This window comes from Enterobacteriaceae bacterium ESL0689 (assembly GCA_029433525.1).
Classification (GTDB): domain Bacteria; phylum Pseudomonadota; class Gammaproteobacteria; order Enterobacterales; family Enterobacteriaceae; genus JAQTIF01.
Genome location: JAQTIF010000001.1, coordinates 1,463,839 through 1,480,609, shown reverse-complemented (window position 1 = coordinate 1,480,609; position 16,771 = coordinate 1,463,839). Strand labels below are relative to the sequence as shown.

Annotated in this window: 20 protein-coding genes and 4 pseudogenes; 17 read left to right on the top strand and 7 right to left on the bottom strand. The window is 49.6% G+C overall.

The window, feature by feature from the left end; translation table 11 throughout:
* Positions 1–217: 217 nt before the first annotated feature.
* The 11 genes from ccmA (at position 218) to torA (ending at position 10,783) form a co-directional block, all read left to right on the top strand.
* Positions 218–841 carry a cytochrome c biogenesis heme-transporting ATPase CcmA gene (gene ccmA, locus PT300_07225; protein MDF7680391.1) on the top strand — a complete coding sequence of 208 codons (624 nt, stop codon included), beginning with the start codon at positions 218–220 and terminating at the stop codon, positions 839–841.
* Entirely contained in the window at positions 838–1,509 is a 672-nt protein-coding gene (ccmB, locus tag PT300_07220) for a heme exporter protein CcmB (GenBank protein ID MDF7680390.1), read from the top strand. The genes ccmA and ccmB overlap by 4 nt, the downstream gene beginning before the upstream one ends.
* Positions 1,510–1,576: 67 nt before the next feature.
* On the top strand, positions 1,577–2,317 hold the full coding sequence (locus tag PT300_07215; GenBank protein MDF7680389.1) for a heme ABC transporter permease: 741 nt from the start codon (positions 1,577–1,579) through the stop codon (positions 2,315–2,317).
* Positions 2,310–2,534: a heme exporter protein CcmD gene (ccmD, locus tag PT300_07210; GenBank protein ID MDF7680388.1), complete on the top strand. Its 225-nt coding sequence runs from the start codon at positions 2,310–2,312 to the stop codon at positions 2,532–2,534. Before PT300_07215 ends, ccmD begins: the two co-directional genes overlap by 8 nt.
* Positions 2,531–3,001: a cytochrome c maturation protein CcmE gene (gene ccmE, locus PT300_07205; protein ID MDF7680387.1), complete on the top strand. Its 471-nt coding sequence runs from the start codon at positions 2,531–2,533 to the stop codon at positions 2,999–3,001. The genes ccmD and ccmE overlap by 4 nt, the downstream gene beginning before the upstream one ends.
* Complete coding sequence (locus tag PT300_07200; protein MDF7680386.1) at positions 2,998–4,947, top strand: heme lyase CcmF/NrfE family subunit; 1,950 nt, start codon at positions 2,998–3,000, stop codon at positions 4,945–4,947. Before ccmE ends, PT300_07200 begins: the two co-directional genes overlap by 4 nt.
* On the top strand, positions 4,947–5,501 hold the full coding sequence (locus tag PT300_07195; protein ID MDF7680385.1) for a DsbE family thiol:disulfide interchange protein: 555 nt from the start codon (positions 4,947–4,949) through the stop codon (positions 5,499–5,501). Before PT300_07200 ends, PT300_07195 begins: the two co-directional genes overlap by 1 nt.
* Positions 5,498–5,974 (top strand): cytochrome c-type biogenesis protein CcmH, encoded by a 477-nt coding sequence (locus PT300_07190; GenBank protein ID MDF7680384.1) that lies wholly within the window; start codon positions 5,498–5,500, stop codon positions 5,972–5,974. Before PT300_07195 ends, PT300_07190 begins: the two co-directional genes overlap by 4 nt.
* On the top strand, positions 5,971–6,831 hold the full coding sequence (gene ccmI, locus PT300_07185) for a c-type cytochrome biogenesis protein CcmI (GenBank protein MDF7680383.1): 861 nt from the start codon (positions 5,971–5,973) through the stop codon (positions 6,829–6,831). Before PT300_07190 ends, ccmI begins: the two co-directional genes overlap by 4 nt.
* A 267-nt stretch (positions 6,832–7,098) precedes the next feature.
* The gene (locus tag PT300_07180; protein MDF7680382.1) at positions 7,099–8,259 is read left to right on the top strand and encodes a NapC/NirT family cytochrome c; all 1,161 of its coding nucleotides are present in this window, start codon (positions 7,099–7,101) and stop codon (positions 8,257–8,259) included.
* Positions 8,260–8,272: 13 nt separating this feature from the next.
* A complete protein-coding gene (torA, locus tag PT300_07175) occupies positions 8,273–10,783 on the top strand; it encodes a trimethylamine-N-oxide reductase TorA (GenBank protein ID MDF7680381.1) in 2,511 nt (836 codons plus the stop codon).
* Positions 10,784–11,025: 242 nt separating this feature from the next.
* Here torA and tssD read toward each other — a convergent pair whose 3' ends face one another.
* The 5 genes and pseudogenes from tssD to PT300_07150 all read right to left on the bottom strand — a co-directional run bounded on the left by tssD (position 11,026) and on the right by PT300_07150 (position 13,070).
* Positions 11,026–11,505 carry a type VI secretion system tube protein TssD gene (tssD, locus tag PT300_07170; protein MDF7680380.1) on the bottom strand — a complete coding sequence of 160 codons (480 nt, stop codon included), beginning with the start codon at positions 11,503–11,505 and terminating at the stop codon, positions 11,026–11,028.
* An 18-nt stretch (positions 11,506–11,523) separates the two neighbouring features.
* On the bottom strand, positions 11,524–11,709 hold the full coding sequence (locus tag PT300_07165) for a hypothetical protein (protein MDF7680379.1): 186 nt from the start codon (positions 11,707–11,709) through the stop codon (positions 11,524–11,526).
* Between the two features lie 5 nt (positions 11,710–11,714).
* A complete protein-coding gene (locus tag PT300_07160) occupies positions 11,715–12,407 on the bottom strand; it encodes a hypothetical protein (protein ID MDF7680378.1) in 693 nt (230 codons plus the stop codon).
* Positions 12,408–12,450: 43 nt separating this feature from the next.
* Positions 12,451–12,600: a helix-turn-helix domain-containing protein gene (locus tag PT300_07155; protein ID MDF7680377.1), complete on the bottom strand. Its 150-nt coding sequence runs from the start codon at positions 12,598–12,600 to the stop codon at positions 12,451–12,453.
* Between the two features lie 188 nt (positions 12,601–12,788).
* Positions 12,789–13,070, bottom strand: a pseudogene (locus PT300_07150) (phage tail sheath family protein).
* A 75-nt stretch (positions 13,071–13,145) separates the two neighbouring features.
* Between PT300_07150 and PT300_07145 the strand changes: the two are divergent.
* From PT300_07145 to PT300_07120, 6 genes and pseudogenes are all read left to right on the top strand, one after another.
* Positions 13,146–13,550: pseudogene (locus tag PT300_07145) on the top strand (DUF3102 domain-containing protein).
* A 3-nt stretch (positions 13,551–13,553) separates the two neighbouring features.
* Positions 13,554–14,075 (top strand): annotated as a pseudogene (locus tag PT300_07140) (integrase).
* A 140-nt stretch (positions 14,076–14,215) separates the two neighbouring features.
* A complete protein-coding gene (locus PT300_07135) occupies positions 14,216–14,443 on the top strand; it encodes a hypothetical protein (GenBank protein ID MDF7680376.1) in 228 nt (75 codons plus the stop codon).
* Positions 14,433–14,648 (top strand): hypothetical protein, encoded by a 216-nt coding sequence (locus tag PT300_07130; GenBank protein MDF7680375.1) that lies wholly within the window; start codon positions 14,433–14,435, stop codon positions 14,646–14,648. Before PT300_07135 ends, PT300_07130 begins: the two co-directional genes overlap by 11 nt.
* Positions 14,641–15,066 carry a regulatory protein GemA gene (locus tag PT300_07125; GenBank protein MDF7680374.1) on the top strand — a complete coding sequence of 142 codons (426 nt, stop codon included), beginning with the start codon at positions 14,641–14,643 and terminating at the stop codon, positions 15,064–15,066. Before PT300_07130 ends, PT300_07125 begins: the two co-directional genes overlap by 8 nt.
* Positions 15,059–15,446: pseudogene (locus PT300_07120) on the top strand (Mor transcription activator family protein). Before PT300_07125 ends, PT300_07120 begins: the two are co-directional and overlap by 8 nt.
* Positions 15,447–15,816: 370 nt before the next feature.
* Here PT300_07120 and recR read toward each other — a convergent pair.
* Positions 15,817–16,422: a recombination mediator RecR gene (gene recR, locus PT300_07115; GenBank protein MDF7680373.1), complete on the bottom strand. Its 606-nt coding sequence runs from the start codon at positions 16,420–16,422 to the stop codon at positions 15,817–15,819.
* Positions 16,422–16,754 (bottom strand): YbaB/EbfC family nucleoid-associated protein, encoded by a 333-nt coding sequence (locus PT300_07110; GenBank protein MDF7680372.1) that lies wholly within the window; start codon positions 16,752–16,754, stop codon positions 16,422–16,424. Before PT300_07110 ends, recR begins: the two co-directional genes overlap by 1 nt.
* Positions 16,755–16,771 lie beyond the last annotated feature (17 nt).

The following is a 16,771-nucleotide window of genomic DNA, read 5'->3' as shown; positions in this document are numbered from 1 at the left end:
TCGTGAAGACGGCCCCCGACAGAACAAGCGGCTGCCCCTGTCGGAGTCCGTCATTCGGGAATAGAACATGTCAATTTGCTACAAAATCAACAACTGCAGACAAAATATTTTATAAATAGCTCATCTAAATCCTATTAATTTGATTTTATACATTTAAAATGTCCTGCATGTTTTTCATTGTATTTATAACGTCTTTTGCCATATTTAGAAAATTTTAATGCTGGAAATTATCAATATTACCTGTGAGCGAGATGATAACGTGTTGTTTAGTGAGGTTTCTTTTACTTTACAGCACGGTGAAGTCTTACAAATTGCCGGACACAATGGTGCCGGAAAAACGTCGCTATTACGCTTGCTGGCAGGAATAGCGCGGCCTGATCAGGGGCAGATATTATGGCAAGGGGAGCCGCTGTTCCACCAGCGGCAAGCCTGGTATAGCCATCTGCACTGGCTCGGCCACCGTACTGGCATTAAAGGCACCATGACCGCCGATGAAAATCTGTGTTTTTATCATCCCCGTCATTCGCGACAGCAACGCTGGCAAGCGCTGGCACAGGTCGGGATGGTAGGCTATGAAGACGTTCCCGTCGCCTTGCTTTCCGCCGGGCAACAACGTCGGGTGGCACTGGCCAGGCTGTGGTTAACCGATGCTCCATTCTGGATCCTTGATGAACCATTAACTGCACTTGATCAACAAGGTATCGAGACCATTACTACACGAGTGGAACAACATGTCCGGCAAGGCGGAGCGGTGATTATCACTACGCATCAACCCTTACGCCCGCTCAGTGTCCCTTTACGCACACTGCGACTCAGTACTCACGAAATAATGCCATCATGATAAAACCTATTTTCTGGCGCGTTTTCTGGCGTGATTTACATCTCGCATTTCGTAATAATGCGGAAATTTTTAATCCTCTGTGGTTCTTTGTGATCGTCATCACTCTCTTTCCGCTTGGTATCGGCCCGGAACCTCGCGTATTGACACAGATTGCACCAGGGATTGTCTGGGTTGCGGCACTGCTGGCCGCGTTATTAGGCATGGACAGGCTTTTTCGTGATGATTATCTGGATGGCTCGCTGGAACAGATGATGTTGATGTCAACACCACTTTCCATCATCGTTATGGCAAAAATCGCTGCGCACTGGGTGGTCACTGGCCTCCCGCTGCTCTTATTGTCGCCGCTGGTCGCACTGTTATTCGGTCTCTCCTGGCAAAGCTGGCAGACGTTAGCCTTAACACTGTTATTAGGGACACCGACCTTAAGTTTTATCGGTGCCATTGGCACCGGTTTGACCGTCGGTTTAGGTCGTAGCGGCGTTTTATTAAGTCTTCTTGTCCTGCCGTTGACAATTCCGCTATTAATCTTTGCCACTGCCGCGGTAGATGCGACGCAAATGCAGTTGCCGATCGCTGGTTATCTGGCTATCCTCGGCGCTTTTCTGGTCGGCAGTGCGACGCTGAGCCCTTTTGCCACCGCTGCTGCACTGCGTATTAGCATACAATAGCCGCCGGATTCAGCTGGCGTAAGACACAAATGGAACACCATTTTTATTAGTAATTTGAGCAAATACTATGAAGGCATTACATCAATTCGCCCAGCCCGAGCGCCTGTTTCGGTTCTGCGGTCTTATCCTTCCCTGGCTGGCAGGTCTGAGTATTGCCCTGCTGGTGGTGGGTTGTGTCTGGGGATTCGTCTACGCACCGGCAGACTATCAGCAAGGACAGAGCTATCGCATCATGTATTTACATGTTCCGGCGGCTATCTGGTCAATGGGAATCTACGCCTCAATGGCCTGCGCGGCATTTGTCGGCCTGGTCTGGCAGTGGAAAATGGCAGATCTGAGCGTCGCCGCGATGGCGCCGGTGGGTGCGATATATACCTTTATTGCGCTGGTCACCGGGGCTACCTGGGGCAAACCAATGTGGGGAACCTGGTGGGTCTGGGATGCGCGGCTGACCTCAGAACTGGTGTTGCTGTTCCTCTATATCGGGACTATCGCCCTCTATAACGCCTTTGATGACCGTCGCCTTGCCGGTCGTGCCGCCGGGATCCTGGTACTGGTGGGTGTCGTCAATCTGCCGATCATCCACTTTTCCGTCGAATGGTGGAATACCCTGCATCAGGGATCGACCAATATTCAGAAAACGATCGATCCCTCTATGCGTATGCCATTACGCTGCACCATTTTCGCCTTTCTTTTATTATTTTTGACATTTACCTGTATGCGCTTACGTAACGCAATTTTATTACTGGAACGGCGACGTCCGTGGGTCATCGCGCTGGCAAACCGACAGGGAGGCGTCAATGAGTAGTGCTTTTTCTTCGTGGCATGAGTTCTGGCTGATGGGCGGTTACGCTTTCTATGTCTGGCTGGCGGTCATTTTTACACTGTGTCCCCTGCTTGCCCTGGTGATCCACACCCGCCGACAGCAAAAGCGTCTGTTACGGGAGATTCGCCGTCAGCAGGATAATGCACGCCGCATTTCTGCCGCACGCCGTCAACAATCCGTCAAAGAGGAGACAGCATGAATCCTCGTCGTAAAACACGGTTATGGTTAGCGCTGGCGGTACTGGCCGGCCTGACACTCACGGTACTGCTGGTGCTCTATGCGCTGCGCGCCAATATTGATCTGTTCTATACTCCCGGTGAAGTCATCTACGGCAAAAAAGAAAGCGGTCAGAAACCCGAAGTCGGCCAGCGTTTGCGCATTGGTGGTATGGTGATGCCAGGCAGTGTGCAACGCGATGATCATTCATTAAAGGTGACATTTAAACTCTATGATGCTTGTGGCGTTGTCGATATCAGCTATGAAGGGATCCTGCCGGACCTGTTTCGTGAAGGACAGGGGGTCGTGGCGCAAGGGGAATTAACCGCCCCTGCCACCATTACCGTGCGTGAAGTGCTGGCTAAACATGATGAAAACTATACGCCACCGGAAGTCAAAGCGGCGATGGAAGAACAACACGCGGCGGGCATGGAGGGACAACATCCATGATGCCGGAATGGGGCAACTTTTTATTGTGCCTGGCGCTGGGGATCGCCGCGTTATTAAGTGGTTATCCGCTATGGGGAGTCAGTCGCCAGGATAACCGTATGATGGCGCTGGCGCGTCCGTTAAGCTGGGCGCTATTTTTAGCTATCCTCTGTGCTTTTCTATTGCTGGTATATGCCTTTATCAGCAACGACTTTACCGTTGCTTATGTCGTCAATAACTCCAACACCCAGTTACCGGTCTGGTATCGGGTCGCGGCCACCTGGGGTTCCCATGAGGGATCACTGCTGTTATGGATGCTGTTGATGAGCGGCTGGACTTTTGCCGTTGCCATATGGAGCCGTCATATTCCTCTTGAGGCCGTCGCGCGCGTACTGGCGGTGATGGGGATGATTAACACCGGTTTTCTGCTATTTATTCTGTTGACCTCTAATCCGTTCCTGCGCACCCTGCCGGACTATCCAATTGAAGGCGCGGATCTTAATCCGATGCTGCAGGATATTGGCCTGATCTTTCATCCTCCATTGCTGTACATGGGATATGTCGGCTTTTCCGTCGCTTTCGCATTTGCTATCGCCTCCTTAATGGCTGGCAGGCTGGACAGCGCCTGGGCACGCTGGTCACGTCCCTGGACCCAGGCAGCGTGGTTATTTCTCACCCTCGGCATCGTGCTGGGTTCTGGCTGGGCCTATTACGTGCTGGGTTGGGGGGGCTGGTGGTTCTGGGACCCGGTAGAGAATGCCTCCCTGATGCCGTGGCTGGTGGGAACGGCATTGCTGCACTCGCTGGCGGTCACCGAAAAGCGTGGCAGTTTTAAATCGTGGACGATTCTGCTGGCGATTGCCGCGTTTTCACTCTGTCTGCTGGGCACCTTTCTGGTGCGTTCCGGGGTGCTGGTTTCGGTTCACGCCTTCGCCTCTGATCCGGCGCGCGGTATGTTTATTCTGGCCTTTCTGGTGGTGGTCATCGGCGGTTCTTTGCTGCTGTATGCCCTCAAAGGTGGCAAAGTGCGTGCCAGAGTGCGCCATGAGTTCTGGTCGCGTGAAACGCTGCTGCTGGCAAACAATCTGCTGCTGGTCGCCGCTATGCTGGTGGTGCTCCTCGGTACGATTCTGCCATTAGTCCATAAACAGCTCGGCCTCGGCAGCATTTCTGTCGGCGCCCCCTTCTTTAACTCCCTGTTTTGCCTGTTGATGGTGCCCTTTTCTCTCCTGCTCGGTATCGGGCCAATGCTGCGCTGGCGACGTGATGATCCGCGACGCCTGACAAAACGTCTGGCCGTCGCATTGCTGGTCACACTGATCCTCTCCCTGGCCTTACCGTGGCTGCTGCAGGGTCATATTGTTGCTCTCACCGTTGTCGGGATAGTGATGGCGCTGTGGATATTTTTCCTGTCAATGGCCGAAGTGGTCGAACGCGCCACCGATCGTCACACTCTGTGGCAGGGCGTGTGTAAGCTCAGTTGCAGCCACTGGGGTATGGTCGCGGGTCATGTCGGTGTCGCCATCACCGTGATCGGTATTGCGTTCAGCCAGAATTACAGTATTGAGCGTGATGTCCGCATGAAGCCTGGCGATAGCGTCGATATTCACGCTTATCGTTTCATATTTAAAGAAGTTCATGACATCGCTGGCCCTAACTATAGCGGTGGCGCGGGCGTCATCGAGGTGCTGCGTCACGGGCGACCGGAAGCGACACTCAAAGCCGAGAAACGCTTTTATAACGCCAGCCGGATGGTCATGACTGAAGCGGCAATTGATGGCGGTATCACACGCGATCTCTATGCGTCATTAGGTGAGGAGTTGAAAGATGGTAGCTGGGCGGTACGTCTTTATTACAAGCCCTTTGTTCGCTGGATCTGGTACGGCGGTGGGCTAATGGCGTTTGGTGGCCTGCTTTGTATGCTCGATCCCCGTTATCGTCTGCGCAAGTCGCTAAAGAGGGCGTAATGAAGCGCAAGATCTTATTTATTCCCTTAATCCTTTTCTTAGTGCTGGCTGGCATATTACTCTGGCAGTTACAACGTAATAGCAGCGGGGATAATCCTGCCGACCTTGAATCAGCATTAATTGGTAAACCGCTGCCCGTTTTTCGTCTTGAATCGCTGGAAACAGCGGGTAAAGTGTATGATCGTACTGCATTAATCAGCGGTAAACCGTTACTACTGAATGTATGGGCAACCTGGTGCCCAACCTGTCGGGCTGAACATCAATATCTTAATAGCCTCAAAGCGCAAGGGATCACGATTGTCGGCATGAATTATAAAGATGATCGCCAGAAAGCCAGCCACTGGTTAGCAACCCTCGGTAATCCTTATACGCTGAGTCTGTTTGATCACGACGGTATGCTGGGACTGGATCTTGGCGTTTACGGTGCACCAGAAACTTTTTTAATCGATGGGCAAGGCATTATTCGTTATCGTTATACGGGTGCGATAAACCGACAGGGCTGGCAACAAAAACTACAGCCTTTATGGCTCCAATATAGCCAGGAGGCACAATGAAAAAGCAGTGGCTGATTCTGTTAATCATTTTTATTAGCGGCCAGGTAAGCGCGGTGATTGATACCTGGCAATTTAAAGATGAAGCGCAGGAGCAGCAGTTTCGTAGCCTGACCGAACAACTTCGTTGCCCGAAATGCCAGAATAACAGTATCGCCGACTCTAATTCGATGATTGCCGCCGATATGCGGCAAAAGGTTTTCGAGTTAATGCAACAAGGTCAGAGTCATCAGCAAATTATCGATTACATGGTGGCGCGTTACGGTAACTTTGTTACCTATGATCCTCCCCTGACCGCTGCGACGCTGATTCTCTGGCTGGCACCGATACTTTTTATTCTCTCCGGCGGCATGGTTATCTGGCGTATCACTCGTCGCCGTCCAACGACGGATCAGCAGTCATCCGATTTAAATGCCGCAGAGCAACAACGCCTGAAACAGCTACTGCAGGACAATACGAGGACGCCACCACAATGATATTGACCTTTTTGATGATGGCGGTGTTACTGATCGCTTGTGTTTCATTATTATTCATTCCCTGGCAAAGCCAGGACAGTATCAGCCGTGATCAGCTAAATAACCTGATTTATCAACAGCGATTACAGGAGCTGGAACAGGAATCGTCGCTCAGCGACAGCCAGCAACAGACGATGTTAGTGACCGATCTTCAGCGTAACCTGCTGGAAGATATCCCGGTAACATTAAAAAACAAATCAACCCCAGGAAATGACTGGATTTATCTCCCCGGTGTTATTATTCTCTCATTACTCACTTTTGGTATGTTTTTTAAAACAACGAGCATTAAACAGGTTGATGAATGGCTGCAAGTCACAACACAAACCCCGCAGCTGATACAACGTGCCCTCTCTGCCGATGCGCGATCACTCAGTCAGGAAGATCTAGCCCGTCTGGCACTCGGATTACGCACTCGCCTGGCCCAGTACCCGGATAATCTCTCTGGCTGGATGTTACTGGAGCGTGTCGGTATGGCATTAAACAACTTTACTCTGGCTTCTCAGGCGGTTGAAAGAGCGTATCAATTAGCGCCGGAAAACAACAAGGTAAAGATAAGCTACGCGGAAGTATTAAGCCATTCCCCACATCCTGCTGATAATCTGCGTGCCGGTATCTTATTAAATGAACTATTAAAAGAAGACCACACTAATATTCAGGTACTGAGCTTGTTATCCTTTCACGCTTTCGGACAACAAAACTATCAGCAAGCGATTGCCGCCTGGCAAATGATGCTGCGTCTTTTACCGGCTGATGATAATCGGCGTCCGCTAATTGAGCGTAGTATTAGCCAGGCAGAACAACAGATAACAGCGGGGTGAGCAAGGGAGAATGATAATTACCGTTATTAATATATTTATATAACGGTGATTATTTCATCAATACGTTAGAAAGATCTTAAATAATAATGATATCGACTATCTTTATTAATTTACTTATATATCGGTGATTATTTCACCCTGTTTTTTTATCAATACGTTAGAAAGGTATGGCGTTATAATGATATCTATTATCGCTATTAATTTAATTATATAACGATGATTATTTGACCTGCTTTTATTAATAATTAAGAAAGGACTGAAGCTGTAATGAGCAATTATCCATCAAAACGTCTCAGCAGACGTAAAATATTAATTGTGACCCTACTGATCGGTATCGTCATTGGGATCATATTATTAGCCGGAACGGCAACAGTCATGCACAAAACCAGCGATACCGAGTTTTGTGTTTCCTGCCACACCATGCAACAGCCACTGGCCGAATACCAGGGCAGCATCCATTTCCAGAACGACAAAGGCATCCGTGCCGAATGTGCTGATTGTCACGTTCCTCATCAACCGGTCTCCTATCTGGCAACCAAAATTGGTGCCTTAAAAGATGTCTGGGGTGAAATGACCGGCAAGATTGATACGCCGGAAAAATTCGAAGCACATAAACTGGAGATGGCACAAAACGTCTGGGATGATCTGAAGAAGAGCGATTCAGCCACCTGCCGCTCCTGCCATGACTTCAAAGCAATGGATATTCTGGCTCAGTCTCCGACAGCACGTAATCAGCACCCGGAAGCCATCAAAGACGGCAAAACCTGTATCGATTGCCATAAAGGCGTGGCGCACATCCTGCCTAATATGAGTGGTCTGGCCTCTGCCGGTGCCAGTCAGCTTGCCAGCGCCGCCGCCAATACACCGGCTAGCGCTACCACGCTCTACACGATTCAGACTCAGCCTTTCTGGCTGACGGATAAAATCAGCGATCACAATGATGGCAATCTGATGCCGTCTACCGAAGTGAAAGTCATCAAGCGTGAAGGCGATATGGCGCTGGTAGAAGTCGATGCCTGGCAGCAGGAAGGCATCAATGAAGCGCTCTATGCCGCGCAAGGCAAACGTATTCTGAGTGTTCTGTTAGGCGAAGAAGCCCGCAAAAATATTAAAACCATCAGCACGATGACCGATAAAGAAACACAACAGGTCTGGCGTCAGGTGGCATTGCAGGTCTGGTTACCAGGTAAAACCCTGATTGATGATCAGCAAAAAATCTGGCACTACGCTTCTGATCTGATGGCCAATAACTGTACGGGCTGTCACGGATTAACCGCCCTGGATCGCTTTAACGCTAACCAGTGGATCGGCGTCGTTAAAGGCATGGCCGCCCGAACTTCTCTGACGGAAGAGCAATTACGTGTTCTGACTCAGTATGTCCAGAAAAACGCCAGTGATATGCAACCTGCGACCACAACGGAAAAGTAATTAAGGAATCATAATGAAAAATAATAACCTGATCGTCACTGATCAACAGCCAGCGATGTCACTCACCCGCCGCCGTTTTTTATTAGGTGCAGGTGCGCTGGCCACTGTTCCGTTACTCGCTGGTCTGTGGCCAAAATCAGCTCTCGCGCAAGCGATTAGCCAGGCATTACCGCAATTTACCGCGTTACGCCAGGCACAAAAGGGCATCCTGACAGGAGCCCACTGGGGTGCTTTTGAAGCTATCGTCAACAATGGCAAAATGGTCAGCACCCAGCCTGTCAAAGACGACCCGTTCCCCAATGAATTGATCGAAATGGCACCTTACCAGGTTCATGCCAGCAATCGTATTAAATACCCCATGGTACGTAAAAGCTGGCTGGAAGGGGGCGTTGCCAACAGTCACCCGGAATTACGCGGCCGGGATGAATGGGTACGAGTCAGCTGGGATAAAGCCTTTAGCCTGGTGGCAGAACAGATTAGCCGCCTGCAAAAAGAACATGGTCCACAATCTATCTATGCTGGTTCATACGGCTGGAAAAGCGTCGGCATGTTCCACAACTCCCGTACCCTCCTCCATCGCCTGATGAATCTGGCTGGCGGCTTCCTCGGTTATGCCGGTGACTACTCTACCGGGGCAGCACAAGTCATTATGTCGCATGTCGTCGGTTCGGTTGAAGTTTATGAGCAGCAAACCGCGTGGCCCAATGTTATCGATAACAGTCAGCTGGTGATCTTGTGGGGATGTAACCCGATGATCACCCTGAAAAATAGCTGGAATATTCCCGATCATGTCAGCCTGACTGGCTTTGAAAGCCTCAAGAAAAAAGGCACCCGAATGATCTGTATCGATCCGGTTCATACCGATAGCGCTCGTGAGCTGGGCGCGGAGTGGATCAGCCCGCATCCTTATACCGATAGCGCGATGATGATCGGTATTGCACATACCTTGCTGGAAGAGAAGCTGCATAACCCTGACTTCATCAAAAACTATACTGTCGGCTTTGATAAATTCGCCGACTATATCCTCGGTAAAGAGGATGGGGTGGTAAAAGATGCCCACTGGGCCGCTGATATCTGCGGTGTCGATGCAGAAACTATCAAAAAGCTGGCCCGCGAGATGGCACAAAACCGCACGATGATCGTTGGCGGCTGGGGGATTCAGCGCCAGCATCACGGTGAACAACAGCACTGGTTGCTGGTCACTATCGCCGCGATGCTGGGTCAGATCGGTCTGCCGGGCGGTGGCTTTGGCTTTAGTTATCACTACTCTTCCGGTGGTAGCCCGACGGCACGTGGCGGTATCCTTAGCGGTATTTCTGCCGGTAGCCCGACCACCGAAGCGGGCCGTAAATTAACCCCTGTTCCGGTCGCTCGTATCGCTGATTTCCTGGCTAATCCAGGCAAAACCATCGACTTTAATGGCCGCAAAGTGACTTATCCGGATGTCCGGATGGTGTATGTTGCAGGCGGTAATACCTTCCACCAGCATCAGGACACCAATAACCTGGTGAAAGCCTGGCAACATCCTGAAGTGATTGTGGTCAACGAGCCTTACTGGACTGCAACGGCTAAACATGCGGATATCGTGCTGCCCGCCACCACCACTTATGAGCGTAATGACATGGATATGGGGGGTGACTACTCCCGGCTGTATGTCTTCCCGCTGCATCAGTGTGTGCCGCCACAACACGAAGCCAAAAATGACTTTGATATCTTTGCCGGTATCGCGGAAAAGCTGGGATTCCGTGATGCCTTTACAGAAGGTAAAGACGAAACCATGTGGCTCAAGAGCATGTATGATGACATGAAACTCCAGGCACGTAACGCCAAAGTAGCGTTACCGCCCTTTGATATGTTCTGGTCGTCAAACAACTACATTCGCTTCCCGATCCCGGAAGCGAACAAACAGTGGGTACGTTTTGCCGACTTCCGTGAAAACCCGTTACTCAATCCATTAGGTACGCCTTCAGGTAAGATTGAAATCTACTCGGATACGATCGCTAAAATGGGTTATGCCGACTGTAAGGCGATTCCGACCTGGATGGAGCCGCATGAATGGTATCGTGGCCCGGAAGCAGAAAAATATCCTTTATCACTGAATACCGGACACCCGATTAACCGTCTGCATTCACAGCTCGACAATACGCCATTACGTAAAAAGTATGCAGTTGCCGACCGTGAAGCGATCTGGATCCACCCACAGGATGCAAAAGCACGTAATATCAATGATGGTGACTTGGTACGTGCCTTTAATGATCGTGGTCAGATCCTGGTGGGCGCGGTGGTTACTGAAAACGTGCGTAGCGGTGTGGTTCGTATCAGTGAAGGTGCCTGGTTCGACCCGGCTAATCCGGCTGAGGATAAACCGCTGTGTAAGAATGGTAATGTTAACTGCCTGACTTTCGACATCGGTTCATCCAGCCTCGCGCAGGGTAACTGCGGGCAGATGTCACAGCTCGAGATCGAAAAATACACCGGTCCTGTACCGGAAAACACCGCCCATAGCGTACCTGCTGGCGCGTAATAGCCACCTGCGGGGGATCTCTTTATGTCCCCCTCACCGGTGGTAAATACCTTGTCTGATGCCGGACAAGGGTATCAGCCAACACCATGGCCCGGTTTTCCTGACCGGGCCATGATGTTTATTATTGGGGTCTGAAGCCTAACCGAACGAAAACGCACGCAAAGTCCGTTTTTTAACTAATTATGTATTCTCTTCTCGTTAGTGTCAGAGGAGGTATTTGTCCCCTCTGATACCCTTAGTTGTCAGGCACAACAGCGATTATTCCATGAGTCACGATAGATGATATTACCTTCCGTATACTTCCAGGTAATAGCTTCATAGCGTAACTCAATATTTTCTATATGCGTGCTTGTCATTCCATTTGGGTGTAAATACGGCGAAATGGTTGTGATTTTTACGTTTTCCAGAAGCATATTAAAATATTCGCTCTCAAGCCCAACATCCAGAATTCGATACATTTTGATTATTGCCGATTTAAATGTTCGACCTTCGCATAGTGCGCGAAAAAGAATCGGTGTGGTTTGATCAAATTCTTTCTGCATAACAATAGGTGTGTGTACCCTTGTACCAGTAAGCTTTCCACTGTTAGGATCTACGGGGATAGATACGTTGTGCGTAACCGATTTTAATTCAATTGAACCAAGTCTTGTTGGCATTAAACATCCACCGACAACTGGTGATCCATTTTCATCTGTTAACCAAATATGAGCTGGAGTTGATATTTTAATATCCTTTTAATTTCATCGAGAAAAATAAAAAACAGCGACTAACATTAAAATAAAAAACACCCCTATCGCTTGCATTGCAATATCAGGGAAGTAATGAACCATGAAAAGACCAAAGATTACAGCTAGTATTATTGGAATGTAAGTCCAAATAAAAAAAGATAACTGTTCTTTTAACCACTTACTTAAAAATTTAATCATGCTGCTTACCTGATCATACGAAATATTGCATTAGCAACATCATCATCTGATGATAGGTTAGTTATAAATGAATGGGCCTTCATGAACATGGGTTCAACAAGGAAATACATTATTTCTAACTTCCGCATGTATAATGCCTGGTAATAAACTGGGCACATAATCTGTAACCGCTCAGCACTCTCAGCCGCTTCCTGTATGTAGCCGTAAAGGCCTATAGCAGCAATAGAAAGACCTGAGACTTTACTAATCTTCCTGACGATTCCAGTACTAACATTAGAGCCAAGACATATTGCCATAGTAACACCCAGAGCAAACGATTGAGTAGTTAAAGAACTTGTTGATATATTTACACTCATTTTCATCAATAAGCGTTTAATGTGCTCTAATTGTTGCGTGGTTCTGTTTTTTAAAAGTAACTCAACGTATATCTGAATGAATTCTGAAATCATTCTCCGGTCTTTAACCAGTTGATAGAATGCTTCAAAAAAACGCACATCCTCATTTTTTAATTTTGAGCAAACATCCTGATAGTTATCAGTAAAGCAAGAAGTATAATAAGCCATCCTTGTGGCACCATCCTGAATCCTGGCTGCCTGTTCGATAAGCTGCTCTTTAACACCGGAAAGAGCATTCTCTAGTTTTCTGGCAAGTATTTTATCACTCGCCATTTTACTGATAATTGCGTCACTATAGTACATAACAAAACCTCTCAGTTAATTCCCCCTTAATTTATAATAGATATCAGATGCCTCCGCAGTAACTATTTTTCACTGCATCAATATATTTGTAGAGAGCAGGCCTTGATACTCTCATTAGTTCACAAATTTGTGCAACCGCATTTTTTTCATCATGCCGCTGAACAGCCAGAGCTTGTTTAGCTTTATTCAGCACTTCAGGTTGTCCTCCTTTTCGCTCTCTGGCTCGCGCAGCCTACTGAAAATTAAGATTCTGGTCATCGGTTGAGACCTGGGCATATCCGACTAACATGATTTCACCTGCATATCGTTAATATGCGCGACCACCGGATTAGCCAGCTGTGCCTTGCCCGTCGCCTTGTCGAATGTTACATCTTCATCGGCTACAGTGGTTTTATGCACAGCCGGATCAAGCACGTTAATGACCAGAACGGTGCCTGCCCCATGGTCGTAGATCGCATCCAGCGCCTGCGGAATGGTAAAGCCGGTGAGCTGGCTGCCAAACGCCGCTGCATCTTTCTCAGACAGGCACTGCACCAGCGTATTGACGTCCCCCATCGGGGCAGTACCAATCAGGCCAATGACGGCAGACTTCACCGTTTTTACCGGGCGGGCACCGTTTTCCACCTCAATGGTTTCGACGCCATGCAGATAGTTAGCTGCCATGGGAGTCCTCCGTTTTCACATCGCTGTCGCCGACGTTCCTGCGCTTTGGTGACTGCACAACCGGTGTGCTGGCGGGTTCGCGAAGCCCGCGAAACCAACGCAGCACAACAGCGCGTACTGGCCGACAAAAACGAAAAAATCGACTCACTTTCCACAAAACTGGAGAAGAAATCCCGTATCCAGCCGCCTAAGCCTGACGAAGAGGTGAAGAAGATGCGGGCAGAAGTGACGGCGTTAGCGGTTGAGGCGGAATCTGCCATCGCGGTTCGACTGTCCAGTGCCTTTGAGACCCTGTACGCATACTGCGCTGAAAACATGATTGATACCCCCAGAGACTTTATGGCCGGTCTGGTCTGCCAGCTGGAAAGCACCGCGCGTAGCCTGCGCTCCACATTTGACCTGCCGGATGAGCCGACAGGTAACGCCGCCCCTTCATGGCTGACTGACCCGACGCCACAGATTAACGGGCAGGAGGCATAACCGATGAGTGCCGCCCTGACTGAACGACTGGTTTATGTTGCCCGCGCGGCACGTGACGCGGGGCATGGTAAGCGCGGTGCGATATACGACGCCGCCTGCGCTGAACTGGGCATGTCCCGCGCCACCCTGCTGCGCAAGCTAAAGGAGGTATCAGTGACTGATAAACGTAAAAAACGCGCCGATGCCGGGCGCAGCGCCCTGAGCCGCGACGAAGCCGCGCTGATATCTGCCACGCTGCGCGAGGCCACCCGTAAGAACGGCAAACGCCTGTATTCCATCGCAGATGCGGTGGAGACCCTGCGGTCAAACGGCTTTATCACCGCAGGCAGAACGGACGAGGCCACAGGCGAGTTTTTCCCGCTGTCCGAGGACACCATCAGCCGTGCCCTGCGTAATTATGGCCTGCACCCGGAACAGCTGGACGCGCCAGCACCGTCTTCCGAGATGGCCAGCCTGCACCCCAACCACGTCTGGGAGATTGATGCCTCACTTTGTACGCTTTACTACCTGAGCAACGGCCATAAACGGGTGTTAAACAGTGAATTCAAAATTGGAGGTCAGGTTGAGTTAAGTTATAAAGATAAAAGCACATTCATTAAATACCCAATTGAGGCAATCACCGAACAAGAAGATGGTCAAGAACAGCCGCAATGGGAGACTAAATAATGATGATGTTACGCAAGAAGAAAGCACCGAGCCATTGCCGTACATCTGCCAAATATCTTTTTGCCCGTGCCTTTTTTAAGAATGTCAGACCGGGTATTCAAATTGGAGTTATTGCCGGACGTGAACAGGTAAAAAACTACATGTCAGGTTCCTGGTGGAATAACGACCCAGTTCTTGCGGCCCGCAATATTCATATTAACTGGGGAGGAATTCATCATGATCGCTGAATCTATTGTATGTGCCTTGTTCTGGTATGGCCTCGTAGGTTGGTGTACTGCTGAACTGCACCGCCGTTCAGGGTTTTACTCACGTTGCAGCGGTGCCGGACACCGGATCAGTTGGACCGTTATGTTCCTGTACTGGCCTGTCGCGCTTCCTTTATATGTCGACTATATCGGTGGCGCAGGTAAAAGGAGTGGCGATGATGACTAAGCAGCGTCTTATTCAACTCATTCATATTGCCCGCAGCGACCTCCAGATGGATGAGGACACTTATCGCCAGATGCTACAGGGACTGACCGGCATAGCCTCAACCAAAGGGATGGATACCCCACAGCTAAACCGCGTGCTGGAATCCATGAAAAAGAAAGGCTTTCGCGTTAAGCCTGCCGGAAAAGCCAGGTCCGGCTTACCGCTGGATAGCCATCCGCAGTCAAAGAAAATCCGTGCGCTATGGCTTGAAATGGCTTCTGCTGGCATCGTTCGTGACAGTTCAGAACAGGCGCTGGCGCGATGGATTCAACGAGAAACAGGCATCAGTGCGTTACACTGGCTTAGCACTGAACAGGCCAGCAGTATTATCGAGAAACTGAAGAAGTGGCAGCGCAGAGCAGGAGTAAAAAATGAGTGATCTGAATCAGTTTCGTAGTAAAGGACCGGAGTTGCTGGTTGAACTGGCACAGCATACATCCGATACTGTCCGTGAGATTATTGATATTGATCCCGCCTTTGCTGACCAGATTGGTCAGGCTGTCGCTAACCGCATGATGCAGGTATGGGGTGGGCAAAACGTCTATTTTTCCAATGGGGATGGTCTGGAAAATCAGCCAGCGTGATCGGGATATTTTCCAGAAATTTAACGGACGCAATCAACATGAACTGGCCCGCCAGTTTGGCGTTTCTCTGCAGTGGATCTACAGTGTGGTAAAACGGGTCAGAAAAGAAGAACTGGATCGTATGCAGGGCAAGTTGTTTGATGGTGACTCTGATACCACGGAAGAAAAGAAGTAAAACTTACCAATCAGACTGGCACGAGTTCTGTTTTTTTCGGGTCAGTTTGATTTTCACATACTGTAAAGTTATTGCACATTCCATCCAGTTTATTCCCATGTCGACCCAGTTCTTCCCACAATTATCTCACTGAACCCTGTATATTTATCTCACGTCTAATCACAATTAACAGAATAATCGTTGGGGGGTGAGCTTATTTTGTCGGGCGTTTGTGCCGGGCGCGGCATAATGGTGTCGGAATGGTCATCATAGTAAAGGCAGCATACCCGTTCCTGGAGATAATGATATCGAAGACACAGCGCAAACCTGCCACGCCTGCAGCAATGCTCTTGTTTTATCAACACGCGAAGGCGCTTTTTGGCGCCTTAAGTTAAAAGCGAATTTTATGTCTTCCAGCCAGGGAGTGTGAGAGCGTCGTACCATCAACCATCTCCAGTTCTCCCCCTACCGGTACACCGTGCGCGATACGGCTCGCTTCCACGTTATACTGTGCACAAAGTTCGGCGATATAGCTGGCCGTCGCCTCGCCTTCTACTGTCGGATTGGTCGCGAGGATAACTTCCCTGATAGCTTCATCACGCAGCCGTTGTTCCAGTCGGCCCAGGCCAATATCTTCCGGCCCGATCCCGTCCAGCGGTGATAAATGCCCCATCAGGACAAAATAGCGACCGGAAAATTGTCCAGTCTGCTCAATGGCATAAATATCAGCCGGGCTTTCTACTACACAGATCTGGCCATTTTCACCACGGCGTGGATTGCTGCAAATATTGCATAACTCCTGCTCAGTGAAAGTACGACAATCCGCACAATGACCAATTTCAGCCATCGCGCGTGTCAGGGACTGAGCCAGCCGCATCCCGCCGCTACGATCACGCTGCAGTAGTGTAAACGCCATCCGCTGGGCTGATCTCGGACCGACGCCCGGCAGACAGCGCAAAGCCTCCATAAGCTGAGTTAACAACGGGCTGGTTTGCATCAGAACGGCATCTTAAAGCCAGGTGGTAACGGAATACCGGAAGAAACTGACGCCATTTTTTCTTTCTGAACCTCTTCAATACGCCGTGCCGCATCATTGAATGCCGCCGCAATAAGATCTTCCAGCATCTCTTTATCGTCTTCCAGTAACGCTGGCGCAATTTCCACCCGGCGGCAATTATGAGCGCCATTTATGGTGACTTTTACCATACCAGCACCCGATTCGCCGGTCACTTCCAGTTGTGCGATCTCTTCCTGCATTTTCTGCATCTTTTCCTGCATTTTCTGGGCCTGTTTCATCAGATCACCCAGTCCACCTTTTCCACCAAACATATGCTTCTCTCTCAGTC